Below are 17,712 nucleotides of genomic sequence, written 5' to 3'. Positions count from 1 at the left end.
CCAAACGGAAACAAGACTCTCGTTCTCCGTTGCAGCCGCCCGCCCGCCGCCGGTACATTGACGGGGTGCGGAAGAATGCCTCCGTCCGCGCCATTTCGCGTGAAACGCCTCACGTGCCACCAACGAGCCCGACGGGAATGAGCCAGCCGCGCGTGGGGATCATCATGGGGAGCCGCTCGGACCGCGAGACGATGCTGGAAGCGGCCCGGGTACTGGATGAGCTGGGGATTGCCTACGAGATGGAGGTCGTCTCCGCCCACCGCACCCCGGACCGCATGTTCGCGTACGCCGAGGCGGCGGAGGGGCGCGGGCTGGAGGTGATCGTCGCCGGGGCAGGAGGGGCGGCGCACCTGCCCGGGATGACGGCGGCCAAGACGGTGCTTCCCGTGATCGGCGTCCCCGTCCTCTCCTCCACGCTCAACGGGGTGGACTCGCTCCTTTCCATCGTGCAGATGCCGCGCGGCGTCCCCGTCGCAACGGTGGCGATCGGCAAGGCGGGGGCGGCGAACGCGGGGCTCCTGGCCGCGCGCATCCTGGGAACGCGCGACCCCGAGATCCGCGACCGCCTGCGCACATTTGCCGAGCGCATGGCGGAGGACGCGCTGCGGGAGCCGGAAGCGTGACGCCGATCCTCCCCGGGTCCACCATCGGCATCGTGGGCGGCGGCCAGCTCGGGCGGATGTTCGCGCTGGAGGCGCGGCGGATGGGCTACCGCGTCGTCGTGTGGGACCCCGCCGCCGACTCCCCCGCCGCCGCCCTCGCCGACGAGTCCATCATCGCCCCCTTCCACGACGCTGATGCCGCGCTGGAGCTGGCCCGCCGCTCGGACGTGGTGACGCTGGAGTGGGAGAACGCGGACGTGGACACGCTACGCGCACTGGAGGCCGTCGTCCCCGTCCGCCCCGGCCCCGGCGTCCTGGAAGTGGCGCAGCACCGCATCCGCGAAAAGGATGCGGCCCGCCGCCTGGGCGTCCCCACCGCGGACTATCGCGCGGTCGGCTCGCTGGACGATCTGCACGCGGCGCTGGCGGAGATCGGCGTCCCCGCTGTGCTCAAGACGGCGCGCGGCGGCTACGATGGCAAGGGCCAGGCGGTGATCCGCGATCCCGCGGAGGCCGAAGCCGCCTTCCGATCCGTCGCGCCGGAGGGAGCGGAGCTGATCCTGGAGGCCTTCGTCCGCTTCCGCATGGAGATCTCGGTGGTCTGCGCGCGTGGGCCGGGCGGGGAGATCGCGTGCTTCCCCGTGGGTGAGAACGAGCACCGCGGCGGCATCCTCCACTCCACCGTCGCGCCGGCGCGCATCTCTCCCGAGCTGGCGGAAGAAGCGCGGCGGATCGCGTGCGCCCTGGCCGAGGGGCTGGAGGTGGTGGGGCTGCTGGCGGTGGAGATGTTCGTGGGCGAGGACGGCGTCGTGAGGATGAACGAGATCGCGCCGCGCCCGCACAATTCCGGGCACTACACCTGGGAGGCCTGCCCCGTGTCGCAGTTCGAGCAGCAGCTCCGCGCGGTGTGCGGGCTCCCGCTCGGCTCGGCCGATCTGCTGCGCCCGGCCGCCATGGTCAACCTGATGGGCGACGACGCCGGAACCGGGCTGGGGCGGGCGGGTACGGCTGATGTGATGGCGGTGCCGATGGCCGCCCTGCACCTGTACGGAAAGGCGGAGTCGCGCCCCGGCCGCAAGATGGGCCACGTGACGGCGCTGGGCGACACGGCCGACGAGGCGCTGGAGCGGGCGGACCGTGCCTGGCGGGCGCTGGTGAACAAGGTGCACACTGGAGCCCTTGCGCCGGCCCGCAGGTGAGGCAATTGTAGGATCAGCGGTACGACGCAGCACCCTCCTCTCACCGTCCTCCCGGGGATGCGCGCCCCGTCCCCGCCACGGGACGCAACCCGGCGCCGTGGAATGCCGCGATCGTGGCGTTCCGCCCGGCGCCTCACCTGAAACCCGCGTGTATCCCCTGGCGTAAACGTTTGGGAAGGCGCGGTGTACTGAGGACAGCGGCACGTGGCCCGCCGATTGCCTTGATCGGTGGGTGACCTTAGCAAGGGAGGCTCCGTGATCCTTCACTTCAACTTCGAAGAGCTCCGCGCGCTTTCGGCCGCGATCGAGCTCATGGCGACCGACAGTGGTCGCTTCGGTGCGGTTGCCGCACCGCCGGAGGGCGTGGCGAAGGTGGAGCAGCTCCTTCCCCGCCTCACCGGCGACTTCAGCATCGACTCGCTGGAAGACCAGCGCCGCGTGCGCGAGGCGGTCGGCATCCTGGTGACCGATCTCCACCGCCGGCTGGACGACAAGGTGCTGGAGTTCCATCCGGCGCACGAGGAGGCGGTCGCGCTCTACTTCGACTACGCGCACGGCCGCACCGTCCTCAACCGTCTGGACCGCATGGGCGCCCAGATGGAAGCGATCATCGACCTGATCGGCGACCACAGCGCCGCCGTCAACTTCCCGGACTGAAGCCCCGTCCGCGCGAACCAGGAGGCCCCGCACCCAACCATCGGTGCGGGGCCTTTTTTGCGCGCCGGAATGGGAGTTGCGACCGCTGGAGGGCTCACCCGCTGAAGGAGACGAGCATGGACCAGAACAACACCGGCGCCAACCAGGGCAACGAGGACACCCGCGCCGCGGAGGCCCACACCCAGAACGCGCACGACAACCTGGAAGCCCTCCGCGACCAGAACCGCCGCACCGAAGCCACCGCCGGCGACTCCGCCAACCACCCGGTTGGCCAGCAGGAAATCATCAGTAACAACGGCGCCAACATCACCTCGAATGCGACCGGCGGCGGTACCACCTCGACCGGCGCGCACACCTCTGGCAACACCGGAACGGCCTCCGAGGACAACTCACAGGCCGCCGCGAACGTCGCCAACGCGCAGGACAACCGCGACGCTCTCGCCGAGCAGAACCGGCGCACGGAAGAGACCACTCCGGACGCGGTGCGCGACCCCATCCGTCAGCCCGACAACCAGCGGTAGAGGCGGGCCCCCACCCCCGCTCGTCACCTCGCGGCCCCTTCCCCAATAACGACCTGGGGGAGGGGCGTACGCGTGGGTTGGTGCGCGCCGCAGGGGTCGAGGCACGCGGGCTCCCCCTCTCCCCGGCCCTCTCCCCCGCAAGCGGGGGAAAGGGTGCACTCCGCCCATGCCCCGGCATCTGTCGTAGGGGCGCGATTCATCGCGGCCGTGCCTGACGCTGCTCCGCCGCCGTCGTGAACACCAGAAATTGGTAGGGGCAGACCGGCGTGTCTGCCCTCCCCTGCCCCGCCTCCTGCCCCTGCCACGTACACCGACCTCGTAGGGGCCGCCCCAGCCCACCCCCGCTACGCGGTCCGCTCCGGACACCCGTAAAGCGAAGAGGCGCGGATCTCTCTCCGCGCCTCTGCGTCTCTGCGGACCCGCCGTTATAGGATGTACTTGCGCAAATCCTCGTCCTCCACGATCGCCTTGAGACGGCCGCGGACGGTGTCGCCGTCGATGTGGATCGTCTTCTGTTCGCGCTCGGGGAGCTCGAAGAGGATGTCCTCCAGGAGCGTCGTGAGCACGGTGTGGAGGCGGCGCGCGCCGATGTTCTCCATGCGGTCGTTCACCTGCGCGGCGATGCGGGCGATCTCGCGCACGCCCTCGTCGCTGAACTCCAGCGTCGCGCCGTCCGCCGCCACGAGGGCGCGGTACTGCGTGAGGAGCGCGTTCTTGGGCTCCTGTAGGATGCGGATGAAGTCCTCCTCCGTCAGCGCCTTCAGCTCCACGCGGATGGGGAAGCGCCCCTGGAGCTCGGGGATCAGATCGGACGGCTTCGACACGTGAAAGGCACCCGCCGCGATGAAGAGGATGTGGTCCGTCCTCACCATCCCGTACTTGGTCTGCACGGTAGAGCCCTCGACGACCGGGAGAAGGTCGCGTTGCACGCCCTCGCGCGAGACGTCGGGGCCCGGCGCGCCGCCGCGGTCGGTCGCGATCTTGTCGATCTCGTCCAGGAAGATGATCCCCATCTCCTCAACGCGGTCCAGCGCCTCGTTGATCACCTCGTCCATGTTGACCAGCTTGTCCAGCTCGTCCTGGAGGAGGATGCGGCGCGCCTCGGCCACGGTCACGCTGCGGCGCTTCGTCTTCTTGGGGAGGACGTCCTGCAGCATGTCCATCAGGTTGTTGTCCATCCCGCCGTCCATGCCGCCCATGGGGATCAGCATGTTCTCCAGGGGAAGGCTCTGCGTCACCTCCACCTCCACCTGGCGGTCCTCCAGCTTTCCATCCTTGAGGAGCTGGCGGAACTTGTCGCGCGTGCGCTCGCGGCGCTCCTTGACGCGGTCCTCCTCGGCCGCCACGCCGCCGGGGCCGGCCACGAACACGCGCGCCTTTTCGGTCTCCGTCGGCTCGGGCGGGGGCGCGCCGCCCTCCGGAAGGGGCGGGATCAGGAGGTCGAGGAGGCGATCCTCGACGCGCCCCTCGGCCAGCTCCTGCACGTCGTCCTCGCGGTCGGTGCGTACCATGTTGATGGCCACGTCCACGAGGTCACGGACCATCGACTCCACGTCGCGCCCTACGTAGCCGACCTCGGTGAACTTGCTCGCCTCCACCTTGATGAACGGCGCGCCGGCGAGCCGCGCCAGCCGCCGCGCGATCTCCGTCTTCCCCACCCCGGTGGGGCCGATCATGATGATGTTGTTGGGGACGATCTCCTCGCGGAGCTCCTCGTCCACGCGCTGGCGGCGCCAGCGGTTGCGCAGGGCGATGGCGACGGCCTTCTTGGCCTCGCCCTGCCCCACGATGTACTTGTCCAGCTCGGCCACGATGCCGCGCGGGGTCAGCTCGTCCAGCCAGGGCTGGGGCTCGGCCGCGTCTTCGCGCGGTGCTTCGGTCTCTTGCGTCGCCACGTCAGTCCAGCTCCAGAACCGTAATGTTGCGGTTCGTGTAGATGCAGATGTCTCCCGCGATCTCCAGCGCGCGCCGCACGATCTCGGCCGCGGGGAGGTCGGAGTGGTCCTTGAGCGCGCGGGCCGCCGCCAGCGCGTACGACCCGCCCGAGCCGATCGCGACCACGTCGTCGTCGGGCTCGATCACGTCGCCGTTGCCGCTGAGCATGTACAGGTGCTCGCGATCGGCGACGGCCAGCAGCGCCTCCAGGCGGCGGAGGTAGCGGTCGGAGCGCCAGTCCTTGGCCAGCTCCACCGCCGCGCGGCTGAGGTTGCCGGGATAGCGCTCCAGCTTCTCCTCGAACTTCTCGAAGAGGGTGAACGCGTCGGCCACGGAGCCCGCGAACCCCGCCAGGATCTTGCCGTCGCGCAGCTTCCTCACCTTGGTGGCGGACGACTTGGCGACCGTGTCGCCCATGGTCACCTGCCCGTCTCCCCCCAGCGCGACCTTGCCGTCGCGCCGCACGGCGAGGATGGTGGTGGCGTGGAACGTTGGCATCGTCATGTATCTTCGACCGTCTCTCAAGTTTTCGATGACTCGCCAGGAGCGCTTGTATTCGCCACTGGAACAGCACAAAGTCCGCCTTCGCGGACTCGTTCCGCAAGGGCGGCACCCATTCCCCATTTCCCCATTCCCCATTCCCCGCCGTCACGCCCGCGGGTGCGCCTGCCGGTAGATCCGCTTCAGCCGCTCGCGCGAGGTGTGCGTGTAGATCTGCGTGGTGCTCAGGCTGGCGTGTCCCAGCAGCTCCTTCACCGCCAGCAGGTCCGCGCCCGCGTCCAGCAGATGGGTCGCAAAGGTGTGGCGCAGGGAGTGGGTGGACAGGCCCGCGTCGTCAGCGATCCCCTTGAGAAAGGCGCCGACGACGTTCTGGATCTGGCGGACGGTGATGCGGCGCCCCGTCTGCGCCACGAAGACGGCGCGGCGGTCGGGACGCTCCGCCGTCTCCATCACCCGCTCGCGCGCCTCGTAGTAGGCCCGAAGTGCGCGCGTCGCCGCGCGTCCGACCGGTACGATGCGCTCCTTACGACCCTTCCCCATCACGCGCACGCGGTCGCTCACCAGGTCCAGGCTGGCCAGGTCCATCGCCTGGAGCTCGGAGAGGCGCATTCCAGTCGCGTAGAAGAGCTCCACCACCGCCAGGTTGCGCAGCGCGTGGAAGCCGCCACCCTCCGCCCGCGCCTCCGCATCGCGGAACACCTCGTCCATCTGCTCGCGCGTCAGGAAGCCGGGGAGGTGGCGCTCCCGCTTGGGCGTGCGCACGGTGCGCGCCGGATTCGCGGCGACCCGCTCCTCCACGTGCAGGAAGCGGTAGAACGACCGCACCGCCGACAGCTTGCGCGCGATGGTGGTGCGCGCGAGCCCGCGGCGGCCGGCCATCTCGCCCATCCACGAGCGGATGGAGAGGCGGTCGACGCCGCTCCACGTCCACTCGGGGGCGCCATAGTAGCGATCCAGAAACGCCTCGAACTCCGCCAGGTCGATCGTGTACGCCTCCAGCGTGTTTGGCGAGAGCTGGCGCTCGTGCGCCACGTAGCCCAGAAAGGCGTCCACGTCCTCCCGGCGCGCCGGGTCGCCGGCGGGGGTCACGCCGCGGCGGGCTCCGGCACCAGCTCGTGCTGGCGGATCCAGGCCGCGAAGTCGGCGCGGGCGCGGGCCACCAGCTTCTCGCGCTTCTCCTCCTTCTTGCGCACCGGCTCCTCCAGCGGGTCCACCAGGCCGAAATTGGAGTTCATCGGCTGGAAGTGGCGCGGCTCCGACTCGCGCAGGTACCTCATCAGCCCGCCCAGCATCGTGGTGGCAGGTGGCAGCACCGGCTCCAGGCCGCGGACGATGCGGTCGAGGTTGGCCGCCGCGAGGATCCCCACCGCCGTCGACTCCGTGTACCCCTCAACCCCCGTGATCTGCCCCGCGAAAAGCAGCTCCGGGCGATCCGGGAGCGAGCCGTGCGCGGTGAGGCGCGCGGGGAAGTTGAGGTACGTGTTGCGGTGGATGGAGCCCCAGCGCAGGAACTCCGCGTTCTCCAGCCCCGGAATGGTGCGGAAGATCCGCTTCTGCTCGCCGATCTTGAGGCGCGTCTGGAAGCCGACCAGGTTCCACATCTGCCCCGCGCGGTCCTCGCGGCGGAGCTGCACGACGGCCCACGCGCGCCTGCCGTCCCACTGCGGCACGGGGAGCCCCACGGGCTTCATCGGCCCGAAACGGAGCGTCTCGGGGCCGCGCGTCGCCATCACTTCGATGGGGAGGCACCCCTCGAAGTAGGGGACGTTCTCCCAGTCGTGCCCCTCGTACCCCTCGCCGGACCGCAGCGCCTCCACGAAGACGTCGTACTGCTCCTTCGTCATGGGCGCGTTGAGGTAGTCGTCGCCCTCGCCCTTCCCCCAGCGCGACGCGGCGAAGAGCGTCTCCATATCCAGCGACTCGTTCGACACCACGGGCGCGATGGCGTCGAAGAAGGCGAGCCCGTCGTCGCCCAGCGCGCGGCGGATGGAGGCGGAGAGCGCATCCGAGGTGAGCGGGCCGGTGGCGATGATGGCCGGTCCCGCCGGAAGCTCCGCCACCTCGCCGCGCTCCACGCGGATGCGCGGGTGTGCCTCGATGGCCGCCGTCATGCGCGCCGAGAACTCGCGCCGGTCCACGGTGAGCGCCGTGCCGCCGGGGATGCGGGAGGCGCGGGCGGTGGACAGGAGCAGGCAGCCACCTGCGCTTAGCGCCTCCATCTCCAGCTTCAGCAGCCCGTGCGCGTTGGCCGGGTCCTCGCTCTTGAAGGTGTTGGAGCAGACGATCTCGGCCAGGTCGTGCGTCTGGTGCGCGGGGGTGCCGCGCACGGGACGCATCTCGCACAGCGTCACATCGTGCCCGCGCTCCGCGAGCTGGTACGCCGCCTCCGAGCCCGAGAGCCCCCCGCCCACCACGGTTACATCGGCCATTCACTCACCTTCGGATTTCGGTTGTACCCACGCGAGCCGTACTGATACCAGCGTGCGAGCGTTCGGTTCGTCGTGGCGCAGGAGTATAGCCGCCGGAGCGGGCCGGGGCGAGTAAAACCACAGCCTCACACAGAGCCGCAGAGAGAACTGAAAGAACGGATGAGGGGTTCTCTGTGCCCTCGCCGTTTCCTCCGTGTCTCTGTGTGATGGTTTTGTCTCGTAAACACGGAGGCACCGAGAGATCTTCTCGGTGCCTCGGTTTCTTTCGCACTAGGGCGAGCGCTACGGACGCCGCTTCACCGCCTTCTTCGGCGTCGCCTTCTTGGCCGTCGTCTTCTTGGCGGTTGTCTTCTTCACCGCCGCGGCGGTCTTGGAGGCGGCCTTCTTGGCGGGCGCCTTCTTCGCCGGCGCCGCCGACTTGCGCCCACGCACGCCCTTTTTCGCGGGCGCCGACAGCGCGCGCTCGGCGAGGAGCGCGACGGCCTGGTCGATGGTCACGGCCTCCGCCTCCACGCCCTTGGGGAGCGAGGCATTGATGGCGCCGTGCTTCACGTAGGGCCCGTACCGCCCCGCGAAGAGCTGCACCGGCTCGCCGTCGGCCGGGTGCGGGCCGACGGTGCGGATCGGCTCGATGGCCGTGCGCGTGCGTCCGCCCTTGGGCGCGGAAAGGAGCTCCATCGCGCGCGAAAGCTCGACCGTGTACACGTCATCGGTCGGGAGCAGCGAGCGGAAGTCGCCGTCGCACACCACGAACGGCCCGAAGCGCCCGATGCCGGCCGTGATCTCCTTCCCCTTCTCGGGATGGTTCCCCAGGTTGCGCGGGAGCGAAAGGAGCTTGAGCGCCGCCTCCAGCGTCACCTGTGACGGCGCCAGCCCCTTGGGCAGCGAGGCGCGGCGCGGCTTCTCGCTGCTCCCCTCCTCCGCCTCGCCGAGCTGCACGTAGGGCCCGAAGCGCCCCTGCAGCATCAGCACGGGCTTGCCGGTGCGCGGGTCGGTGCCCAGCACGTCCGGGCCCGACGACTTGGCGCGCACCAGCTCCGTCACCTGCTCCGGCGTCAGATCGGCCGGCGCCACGCCCTCGGGGAGCGACGCGGTGACGGTGGCGCCGTCCTCCTCCATCTCCACAAAGGGACCGAACTTGCCGATCCTCACCCGCGCCTGCAGGTCGGAAAGGCGCACGGTGGAGGCGTCCCGCGGGTCGATGCTCTCCTGGCCGGTGCGCACCAGCGCGTCCAGCCCCTCGGGGCCGTTGAAGAACTCGCGCAGGTACGGGAGCCACTCGGCGTCGCCCTCCGCGATCTCATCGAGCTGCTCCTCCATGCGCGCGGTGAAGCGCGTATCCACCAGGTGAGGGAAGTGGCCTTCCAGCAGCCCCGTCACCGCGAACGCCGTAAAGGTGGGAACGAGCGCGTTCGCCATCCGCTCCACGTAGCCCCGGTCGATGATGGTGCCGATGATGCTGGCGTAGGTGCTCGGCCGCCCGATCCCCTCCGCCTCCAGCGTCTTCACCAGCGTCGCCTCGGTGTAGCGCGCGGGGGGCTGCGTCTCGTGTCCCAGCGCCTCCAGCGCGCGCAGCCCCAGCACGTCACCGCGCCGGAAGGGGGGAAGCGGCTCGTCGCGGTCCTCCAGCGCCGCGTCCGGATCGTCCTGCCCCTCCACGTACGCGCGGAAGAAGCCGGCGAAGTCCACCCGCCGCCCCGAGGCGCGGAAGACGGTGTCGTCCGCCTCGATCAGCGCGGTGAGCTGCGTGATGCGCGCATCGGCCATCTGGCTGGCGACGGTGCGCATCCAGATCAGCTCGTAGAGGCGGGCTTCCTGGCCGCTGAGCCGCAGCTCCTCGGCGGTCCGCATCTCGGTGCCCGCGGGGCGGATCGCCTCGTGGGCCTCCTGCGCGCCCTTGCTCTTGGTGGTGAACTGCCGCGGCTGCGGCGAGAGGAACGGCTGCCCATAGAGCTGCTTCACCCGCGCGCGCGCCGCCCCGATCGCCTGCTCGGAGAGGTGCACCGAGTCGGTACGCATGTAGGTGATGTAGCCTTCCTCGTACAGCCGCTGCGCCACGCGCATGGTGTCGCGCGCGGAGAGGCGCAGCTTGCGGTTGGCTTCCTGCTGGAGCGTCGACGTGGTGAAGGGCGGATACGGGCGCCGGACGGAGGGCTTCTCCTCGGTCTCGGCCACCTTCCACGTGGCCGGGCGCAGCCGCTCCACCATGGCGCGCGCGGCGGCTTCATCGAGCAGCACCACCTCGCGCGCTTCCTTGAGGCGCCCGGTGGTCTCGTCGAAGTCGCGCCCGCTGGCCACCCGCTTGCCGCCCACGCTCTGCAGCGTGGCGCCGAAGGGGACCGCCTCCGCGAGGAGCGTGGCCTTGAGGTCCCAGTACGCGCCGGAGCGGAAGGCGCGCCGCTCGCGCTCGCGCTGCACCAGCAGGCGCACCGCCACGGACTGCACGCGCCCGGCCGAGAGCCCGCTGGAGATCTTCTTCCAGAGCAACGGCGAGAGGGTGTAGCCCACCAGCCGGTCGAGGATGCGCCGCGTCTCCTGGGCGCGCACCACCTCGGCGTCGATCTGGCGGGGCGACGCGAGGGCGGCGCGGATGGCCTCGGGGGTGATCTCGTGGAAGACGATGCGCGACACGGGCACGCGCGGCTTGAGCACCTCCACCAGGTGCCAGCCGATGCTCTCCCCCTCGCGGTCTTCGTCGGTCGCCACCACCAGCTCGTCGGCGTCCTTGAGCATGGCGCGCAGCTCGCTCACCACCTTGCGCTTCCCGGCCGGCACCACGTAGAGCGGCTCGAAGTCGTGCTCCACGTCCACCCCCAGGCGCGCCCAATCCTTCCCCTTCACGTCGGCGGGGATGTCGCTGGCCGACTCAGGAAGGTCGCGGACGTGCCCCATGGACGCGGCGACCTGGTACCCGGCGGGCAGGTACCCGCGGATCGTCTTCGCCTTGGTGGGCGACTCCACCACCACCAGCCGCCTGCGCTCCTTCGCCATTGTCTCCTGAATTGATGAGTGATGCGGAAGTGCTGAGTGCTGAGTCCTAAGTGCCTGGTGCCTAGTGCCCAGTGCCTAGAGGGAACAGCGGTGCGTGAGTGCGTGAGTGCGGCAACTTCGGCGCACCCCTTCTCTTGTCATCCTGAGCGACGCGCTACGCCGTCCTCTCCCGTGGGCCAAACCCTGGCGCGGAGCGAAGGATCTACTGCGCGTGCCGAGGGCCCCGGCCGGTCCCGCCGTCCCTCTTGCCTCGCCGGCTAGATTCTTCGGTCGCCGCAGAAGCGTGGCTCGGGACGAGAGCCCCGGCCCAGGCGGCTCCCTCAGAATGACAAACCCGCGAGACCGCTTCAGCGGTCTTCCCGTAGTTCCAGCCGGGGGCTTCAGCCCCCGGTGCTCCGGCGCTGATCCCCGCCTCCGATGTTGCGGCGCCCGGCGCTGTGCCACCTGCGTTCATCCATCTGCGTTCATCCGCCGACCGCCCCTACGCCCGCCGTTCAGCCGCCCGCCCCCACCCCAAGCACCGCTCGCTCCACCTCCGCCGCGACCTGGGCCGGGGTGCGACCCTCGGTGTCCACCGACAGCTCGGCTCGCGAGTACGAGGGCTCGCGCTCGGCGAGAAGGCGGCGGGCGGCGGAGAGCGGGTCGGGACCGGCCAGGAGCGGGCGCGCACCCGGCGCCGCGGCCCCACGGCGCACCACCTCCTCCGCCGAAACGCGCAGCCATACGCGCACCGTGCCGTCCCCCGGCAGCTCGCCGCGAAAGGCGTTGCCCATCCACCCGCCGCCTGGAGCAAGCACCATCCGCGCCCACGCCGCCACCGAGTCGCTCAACTCCGCCTCGATGCGGCGGAAAGCCGGCTCGCCCTTGTCCGCAAAGATCTCGCGGACGGGGCGCCCCTCGCGCTCCTCGATCAGCCGATCCAGGTCCACGAACGCCCACCCCAGCCGCCGCGCCAGCAGCTCCCCCACCGCGCTCTTGCCGGCGCACATGAAGCCGACCAGCACCACCCGCTCGACCGGGGAATCAGCCATGGCCCGCGCGCGCGGCGATGCGGTCCACGTAGCCGTCGAAGTTGGCGCGCACCTCGGCGAGCGAGTCGCCCCCGAACTTCTCGCGCACCGCGCCGGCAAGCACCAGGGCCAGCATCGCCTCGGCAACCACGCCGGCCGCGGGCACCGCCACCACGTCCGACCGCTCGCGCACCGCCTCGGCGGGGGCACCGGTGCGCAGGTCGATGGTGGGGAGCACGGGGCGCATCAGGGTGGAGATCGGCTTCATGGCGGCGCGCGCCACCAGCGGGGCGCCGGTCGTGATCCCCCCCTCCAGCCCGCCCGCGCCGTTCGAGGAGCGCCCGTAGCCGCCCCCGCGCCGCGCCGCCTCGTCGCGCACGATGGGGTCGTGCACGCGGGAGCCGGGGCGCATCGCTCCCTCGAAGCCCAGCCCGATCTCCACCCCCTTGATCGCCTGGATCGACATCAGCGCCCCGGCGATGCGGCCGTCCAGCCGCGCATCCCACGACACGTGCGACCCCAGCCCCGCGGGAAGTCCGCGCGCCACCACCTCCACCACCCCGCCCAGCGTGTCGCCCTCGCGCTTGGCGGCGTCGATGGCGTCGATCATCCGCCCCTCCGCCTCCGCGTCCAGGCAGCGCACCGGCGACGGGTCGGAGGAGGCGTTGAGGTCGTCCGGGAGCTCGGAGGGCATGGCGGCCACGACCCCGCCCAGCGCCACCACGTGGCTCCCCAGCGTGATCCCCAGCTCGGCCAGGAAGCGCTTCGCCACGGCGCCGCACGCCACGCGCGCCGCCGTCTCGCGGGCGCTGGCGCGCTCCAGGATGTCGCGCGCGTCGGTGCGGTCGTACTTGAGTGCGCCCACCAGGTCCGCGTGGCCGGGGCGCGGGAAGAAGACGCGGCGCATCGCCTGGTCATCACCCTCCACCGGCTCCGGCGACATCGCCTCCGTCCAGTTGGCCCAGTCGCGGTTGCGCACCAGGAGCGCGATGGGGGAGCCCAGCGTCTCGCCGTGCCGCACGCCGCTCAGGATCTCGGCGCGGTCGCTCTCGATGCGCATCCGCCCGCCCCGGCCGTACCCGCCCTGGCGGCGGCGCAGCTCGCGGTCCAGGTCGTCGGCGCGAAGGGGGAGGCCGGCCGGGAGCCCTTCGACCACGGCGGCCAGCGCGGGGCCGTGCGACTCTCCGGCGGTCGTGAAGCGGAAGGCGGACATGGCGTAAATAAAACACCGGGGGTCTGGCATCGCCAGACCCCCGGTCCCGCCTCACCCCTGCCGCACCGCACCCCTCAGCGGCGCAGGTCCGCCGCGGTCAGCCCGATGCGCAGTATCCCCGAGGGGGTCAGCGCGAAGAGGCGGATCGTGTACAGCGCCGCCTCCGGATCGCCCGCGAGCACCGGGATGGCGATCACCGTCCCCGTCACCCGGTCGCGCACCGGCAGGCGCCGGATCGTCTCAAAGCTGTACGTGTCGATCACGTCGAGGTAGGGCCCGTTCGCGTCCACGCCCGATGTGAAGCCCAGCCGCCGCCCGTCGTTGGCCGGGTAGCCGGCGTTGAGCGGGTGCATGGCGCTGCCGCCCGTGGGCGATCCGCTCCGCGTGACCCCCGCCAGGCGCAGGCTGTTGTCGAAGAAGTACACCTGGTTGCCACGCGCCACGCCCAGCGAGCCGTCCGAGTTCAGCCCCAGGCCGATCACCCGGTCCGCGGCGTTCTGGATCAGGTCGCCCGATTCCCGGCTGGAGCCCACCAGGTTGCCGCCCTGGAGCTGGAAGAAGAGGATGCGCCCGAAGTCCCTCACCCCCTCGCCGAAGGCGATGGCGTTGCGCTGCGTGCTGGTCGCCACGAACGTCGTGTCGCTCAGCCCGATGGTCGAGGCGTCCACCCCCAGGTCCAGGCGGGTGTCCGTGAGCCCGGCGGTGCGCATGTTGGCGAGCGCGGCACTCACCGGCGTCGCCAGGCCGTTGACGCACGACGGGTCGCTCTGCTCCGGGCGCAGGCGGCGCGGGCACACCGTGATGGTGCTCCCCGGCGACAGCCCGGCGTCCAGCGCGTTCACCACGATCCCCTTGCCGACTGTGCGCGTGGCGTAGTTGGTGAAGATCTCCGTGCCGCGGTTGAACTCGTACGACGTGTCCTTGCGGCGGTCGTACACGCGGATCGTCCCTTCGATGCCGGCGGCGGTCGGGCGGGTGGAGTACAGGATCTGCCCGCTGGAGAGCTGCCCCAGGAACTGCGGCCGGTCGCTGTAGCGCCCCACGTCTACCCTGCTCACCGAGTCCGTCTTCACGTCGTACGACACGTCGTACAGCTCCACGTCCGCCGTGCGGATGCGCCTCACCTCCTGCGGCGTTCCCGTTGCCGGCAGCGCCACGACGGAGATGTTGGTGCCGCCGCTGTTGGCCACCAGCAGCGAGTCGCCCGTGGCGCCCACCGCGAGCCCCCACGGCCGCGAGCCCACGCTCACCGGCGCGCCGAAGGCCAGGCCGGTGACCGGAAGGACTTCCACCCGGTTGGCGTTCATGTTGGATGCGAACACCCGCCGCCCGTCCGATGCGATGTCGGCGATGGTGTCGCCCGCCGACGGGAAGGCCACGGTGGTGCCGCGGGTCACCAGGATCGTCAGCAGCCTTCCGGACACGCCGGCCGCCACGTGCGCCCCGCCCGCCAGCGCGCACGGCAGGCGCTGCGGCGTTCCCGGCGAGGTGGCCGCGCCGCAGTTGCCGGCCGCGTCCACCGCCCACGCCGTCACCTCCACGGAAAGCGTCACCGTGTCGGCGGGCGACAGGCCCAACTGGCCCAGCGGAATCCTCGCCGTGTCCTGCGGGCCGCGCCGGCGGGCGGTCAGGTAGCGATCCATCGCCGCGCCGGTGGCCGGGTCGCGGTAGCGCACCCGCAGCGTCGCGCCCACCGAGTCCACCGCGGTCTCGTCGGTTGCCAGCACCCACACCTTCACCGTGTCGCCGCCCTGCCTGCGCGACACCGAGTCCACGTTGAACGTCACCCGCGGCGCGATGAGGTCCGCCACCGGCGCGGTGATCCTCACCGCCACGGCGCGCGAAGTCGCCTGGATGTTGCTCCCCGAGGTGGCCACCGCCTCGATGGCCAGCGGCCCCGTCGCCGCGGGGAGTGCCACGTTGACCGTGGTGTCCACCTTTGCGCGCGGCGTGGCGATGGGGATGACGATCTCGCGCGCGAAGGCGCCGGTCATCCTCACCACCACCGAGCGGACCAGGTCGTTGGCGTCTTCCGCCGACACCCTGACGGGGAGCTGCCCCCCGGCGGGGAAGCTGTCGTTCTGCACGGGAGCCACGATCTGCACGCGCGGCCCGCCGATGTTGACGTAGGCCGTGTCCGCCCGCGAGTTGCCGGCGCTGTCCACGGCCACCGCCACCACCATCACCCGCCGCTCGGAGGTGCTGTCGGCGGTGGCGATCAGGTAGCGCGTGATCGTGGTGTCCCTTCGCGTGGTCTGCGACAGGTTCACGCTCTTGCTGCCGAAGCGCGGGTACACGCTGTCGGTGCCCAGCGAGCGGTCGCCTCGCACGGAGAAGCCGGCGAGCGACAGCGAGCCCAGCCGCTGGTTGTCCGCCACCTTCACCTGCACGAAGACGGAGTCCGCGATGGCGACCACAGCGCTGTCGCGGGGGAACTCGATGGTGAGCGTCGGCTTCGCAGTGTCGGCAGCCGCGGCGCCGCCGCCGTTGCCGTTGCCGGAGCCGACCGGGTCCCTGAAGCCGTTGCCGCCGTCGCAGGCGGCGAGCGCCACCGCGGCGGCAAGGAGAGAGGCCAGCCCCCGGAGGGGCCGGCGCGAGGTGCGTGTCACGGAAGTTCTCCGGTAGGGGTCCTGCGGGGGATGATCACGAAGCGCTCTCGTCCGCGATGTGGGGCGTGACCATGATCAGCAGGTCGCGCTTGACCTCGCGGTCGCTGCTCCGGCGGAAGAGGACGCCCAGGAAGGGGATGTCCATGAGGAAGGGGATGCCGACGCGGTTGCGCGTCACCTCGGTCACGGTGAGGCCGGCGATGACCGCCGTCTCGCCGTCGCGCACCATCACGCGCGTCTGGCCCTGCTGCTGGAGGAACTGCACGCCGATCTCGGTGGCCGCGGCCGCCGCGCTGGAGCGCTCCGCGTGCAGCGTCAGCAGCACGCGCCGGTCCGAGGTCACCTGCGGCGTCACGATCAGCCGGATGCCGGTCTCCACCAGCTGCGCCGTGGCGCGAGCCGTGGCGGCACCGCCGCCGCCTCCTCCGCCGGCACCCGCGCCGCCCACGTCCACCACGCGGATGGGGGTGCGCTCACCCACCCAGATGGAGGCTTCGTGGTTGCTGGACACCGTCACCGTGGGGGCCGCCTGCACGTCCGAAAGCTCGGCCGACTGCAGCGCCTCCAGGAAGGAGACCAGGGTGTAGCGCCCCAGCACCAGCGAGGTGAGCACCTGCAGCGCCGGCGAGGTCACGCGCTGGTTGGCGTTCCCCAGCGCCGCGATAGAGCTGCCGCCCAGCGACACCAGGTTGGCGTTGGTGAGCTGCCCCGGGTTCTGCGGGTCCGGCACCGAGGTGAGCTGGTTCAGCGAGTTGCCGCGCGAGTCCTTGAGGTCGTACGTGACGCCCAGCTCCTCCGCGTCCGTGCGGTTGACGAAGACGATCTTGGCCCGGATCGCCACCTGCGGCGTGCGCACGTCCAGCTGCTCCACCAGGCGCACGAAGTCGTTGATGATCGACGAGATGTCGGTGGCGATCAGCGTGTTGGTGGTGGGGTTGACGGACACCGTGCCGCGCTCGCTGGTCAGCGGCTCCAGCGTGGACCGCATCTCCTCCACCGGCACGTAGTTGATGCGAAAGGTGCGCGTCACCAGCGGCTCGTTCCGCTCGCGGTTGGCGAGGTTCTCGATCTTGTCGACGCGGATGATCCCCGTCCCCTGCTCTTCGGCCGCCAGCCCGTACGCCTGCAGGAGGGCGCGGAGCGCCTCGTCCCACGGCTGGTTGTCGAAGGCGACGTAGTCCACCGCGATCCCGCCCACCTCGGCGCCCGGCACGATGGAGCGGCCGGTGAGCTCGGCAAAGGAGGCCAGCACCTCGCGCATGTCCGTGTTCTCGAACGTCACGGAGATGGGACGCGCGCGCTGCTGTGGACGCTGCTGCTGGCGCGGCTCCTGGCGGGTCTCCTGCTGCCGCGGGATCGCCGATTCCGCGGCCATGCGCGGCGCCGCAGCGGAGCCGCCGCTGCGCCACGCCTGGAACTCCGGCGCGCCGGCGGCGAGCGCGATGCGCACCCCCTCGGGCACCTGCTCCACCGTGTACTGGGCGTCGCGCACCAGATCGATCACCACGCGCACCACGTCGGCGGCGTGCTGGCTGGTGCGCACGGCCGACACGCCGCCGCGATGGATCCCATCGTAGCGGCTGGCCGGCAGGTCGCTGCGCGCGCCGCGGATGTCCACCACCACGCGGGGAGGCCCGGAAAGGCGGAAGTGCTCGTAGGTCACCTCGCCCCCCGTGATCTCCACGGTGAGCTCGGTGCGCCCGCCGCGCCCTTCCAGGCGCAGCGCCGAGATGCTGCCGTCCGCGCCGCGCGGCGCGGAGGGGCTGCTTCCCGCCGGGTCCGCCGCGGCCGCACGCGGCGCCGCGGAGGCGAGCAGCGCCGGGATGAGCGCGGCGGCTAGGTGACGTATCATGGTGAAAGTCCTGGGTGGGGGAGCTTGGCGGAGATTCAGGGATTCTGCGTGCTCGATGGGCGCGCCAGCGTGGCGCCGTTGCCGCGGGGCTGCTGCTGCGTACGGGACGCCGGCTGCTGGGGGGCGCCCGGCTGCGGCTGCGCGCCGGGCTGCTCCGCCGGCCTGCGCTGCCCGCCGCGGCGCAGCGGGCCCG

Annotated in this window: 13 protein-coding genes; 4 read left to right on the top strand and 9 right to left on the bottom strand. The window is 71.3% G+C overall.

The annotated features are described in order from the left end of the window. Nucleotides 1-137: 137 nt before the first annotated feature. From purE to VF584_12690, 4 genes are all read left to right on the top strand, one after another. On the top strand, nucleotides 138-623 hold the full coding sequence (purE, locus tag VF584_12705; GenBank protein HEX8211025.1) for a 5-(carboxyamino)imidazole ribonucleotide mutase: 486 nt from the start codon (nucleotides 138-140) through the stop codon (nucleotides 621-623). Then, nucleotides 620-1,801, top strand: a complete 1,182-nt coding sequence (locus tag VF584_12700; protein HEX8211024.1) for a 5-(carboxyamino)imidazole ribonucleotide synthase — start codon at nucleotides 620-622, stop codon at nucleotides 1,799-1,801. Before purE ends, VF584_12700 begins: the two co-directional genes overlap by 4 nt. A gap of 255 nt (nucleotides 1,802-2,056) precedes the next feature. Beyond that, nucleotides 2,057-2,458, top strand: a complete 402-nt coding sequence (locus tag VF584_12695; GenBank protein ID HEX8211023.1) for a hypothetical protein — start codon at nucleotides 2,057-2,059, stop codon at nucleotides 2,456-2,458. A 116-nt stretch (nucleotides 2,459-2,574) separates the two neighbouring features. Next, entirely contained in the window at nucleotides 2,575-2,979 is a 405-nt protein-coding gene (locus VF584_12690; protein HEX8211022.1) for a hypothetical protein, read from the top strand. Between the two features lie 425 nt (nucleotides 2,980-3,404). On the opposite strand, the gene hslU is transcribed toward VF584_12690, so the two are convergent. From hslU to VF584_12645, 9 genes are all read right to left on the bottom strand, one after another. Beyond that, complete coding sequence (hslU, locus tag VF584_12685) at nucleotides 3,405-4,874, bottom strand: ATP-dependent protease ATPase subunit HslU (protein HEX8211021.1); 1,470 nt, start codon at nucleotides 4,872-4,874, stop codon at nucleotides 3,405-3,407. 1 nt (nucleotide 4,875) lies between these two features. Further along, nucleotides 4,876-5,412 (bottom strand): ATP-dependent protease subunit HslV, encoded by a 537-nt coding sequence (hslV, locus tag VF584_12680; GenBank protein ID HEX8211020.1) that lies wholly within the window; start codon nucleotides 5,410-5,412, stop codon nucleotides 4,876-4,878. A gap of 150 nt (nucleotides 5,413-5,562) precedes the next feature. Next, nucleotides 5,563-6,504, bottom strand: coding sequence for a tyrosine recombinase XerC (locus tag VF584_12675; GenBank protein HEX8211019.1), 942 nt, complete (start codon nucleotides 6,502-6,504; stop codon nucleotides 5,563-5,565). Next, on the bottom strand, nucleotides 6,501-7,844 hold the full coding sequence (gene trmFO / locus VF584_12670) for a methylenetetrahydrofolate--tRNA-(uracil(54)-C(5))-methyltransferase (FADH(2)-oxidizing) TrmFO (protein ID HEX8211018.1): 1,344 nt from the start codon (nucleotides 7,842-7,844) through the stop codon (nucleotides 6,501-6,503). The genes VF584_12675 and trmFO overlap by 4 nt, the downstream gene beginning before the upstream one ends. Nucleotides 7,845-8,126: 282 nt before the next feature. Continuing rightward, entirely contained in the window at nucleotides 8,127-10,835 is a 2,709-nt protein-coding gene (gene topA, locus VF584_12665) for a type I DNA topoisomerase (protein HEX8211017.1), read from the bottom strand. A 494-nt stretch (nucleotides 10,836-11,329) separates the two neighbouring features. Continuing rightward, nucleotides 11,330-11,866: a shikimate kinase gene (locus tag VF584_12660; GenBank protein ID HEX8211016.1), complete on the bottom strand. Its 537-nt coding sequence runs from the start codon at nucleotides 11,864-11,866 to the stop codon at nucleotides 11,330-11,332. Next, entirely contained in the window at nucleotides 11,859-13,088 is a 1,230-nt protein-coding gene (aroC, locus tag VF584_12655) for a chorismate synthase (GenBank protein ID HEX8211015.1), read from the bottom strand. The genes VF584_12660 and aroC overlap by 8 nt, the downstream gene beginning before the upstream one ends. A gap of 44 nt (nucleotides 13,089-13,132) precedes the next feature. Next, nucleotides 13,133-15,667: a hypothetical protein gene (locus tag VF584_12650; protein ID HEX8211014.1), complete on the bottom strand. Its 2,535-nt coding sequence runs from the start codon at nucleotides 15,665-15,667 to the stop codon at nucleotides 13,133-13,135. A 34-nt stretch (nucleotides 15,668-15,701) separates the two neighbouring features. After that, complete coding sequence (locus tag VF584_12645) at nucleotides 15,702-17,519, bottom strand: AMIN domain-containing protein (GenBank protein HEX8211013.1); 1,818 nt, start codon at nucleotides 17,517-17,519, stop codon at nucleotides 15,702-15,704. Nucleotides 17,520-17,712: the final 193 nt, after the last annotated feature.

It is taken from the genome of Longimicrobium sp. (assembly GCA_036389135.1).
Lineage (GTDB): Bacteria > Gemmatimonadota > Gemmatimonadetes > Longimicrobiales > Longimicrobiaceae > Longimicrobium.
The sequence above is the reverse complement of the archived record's forward strand: the minus strand, read 5'-3'. Positions and strand labels throughout refer to the sequence as shown.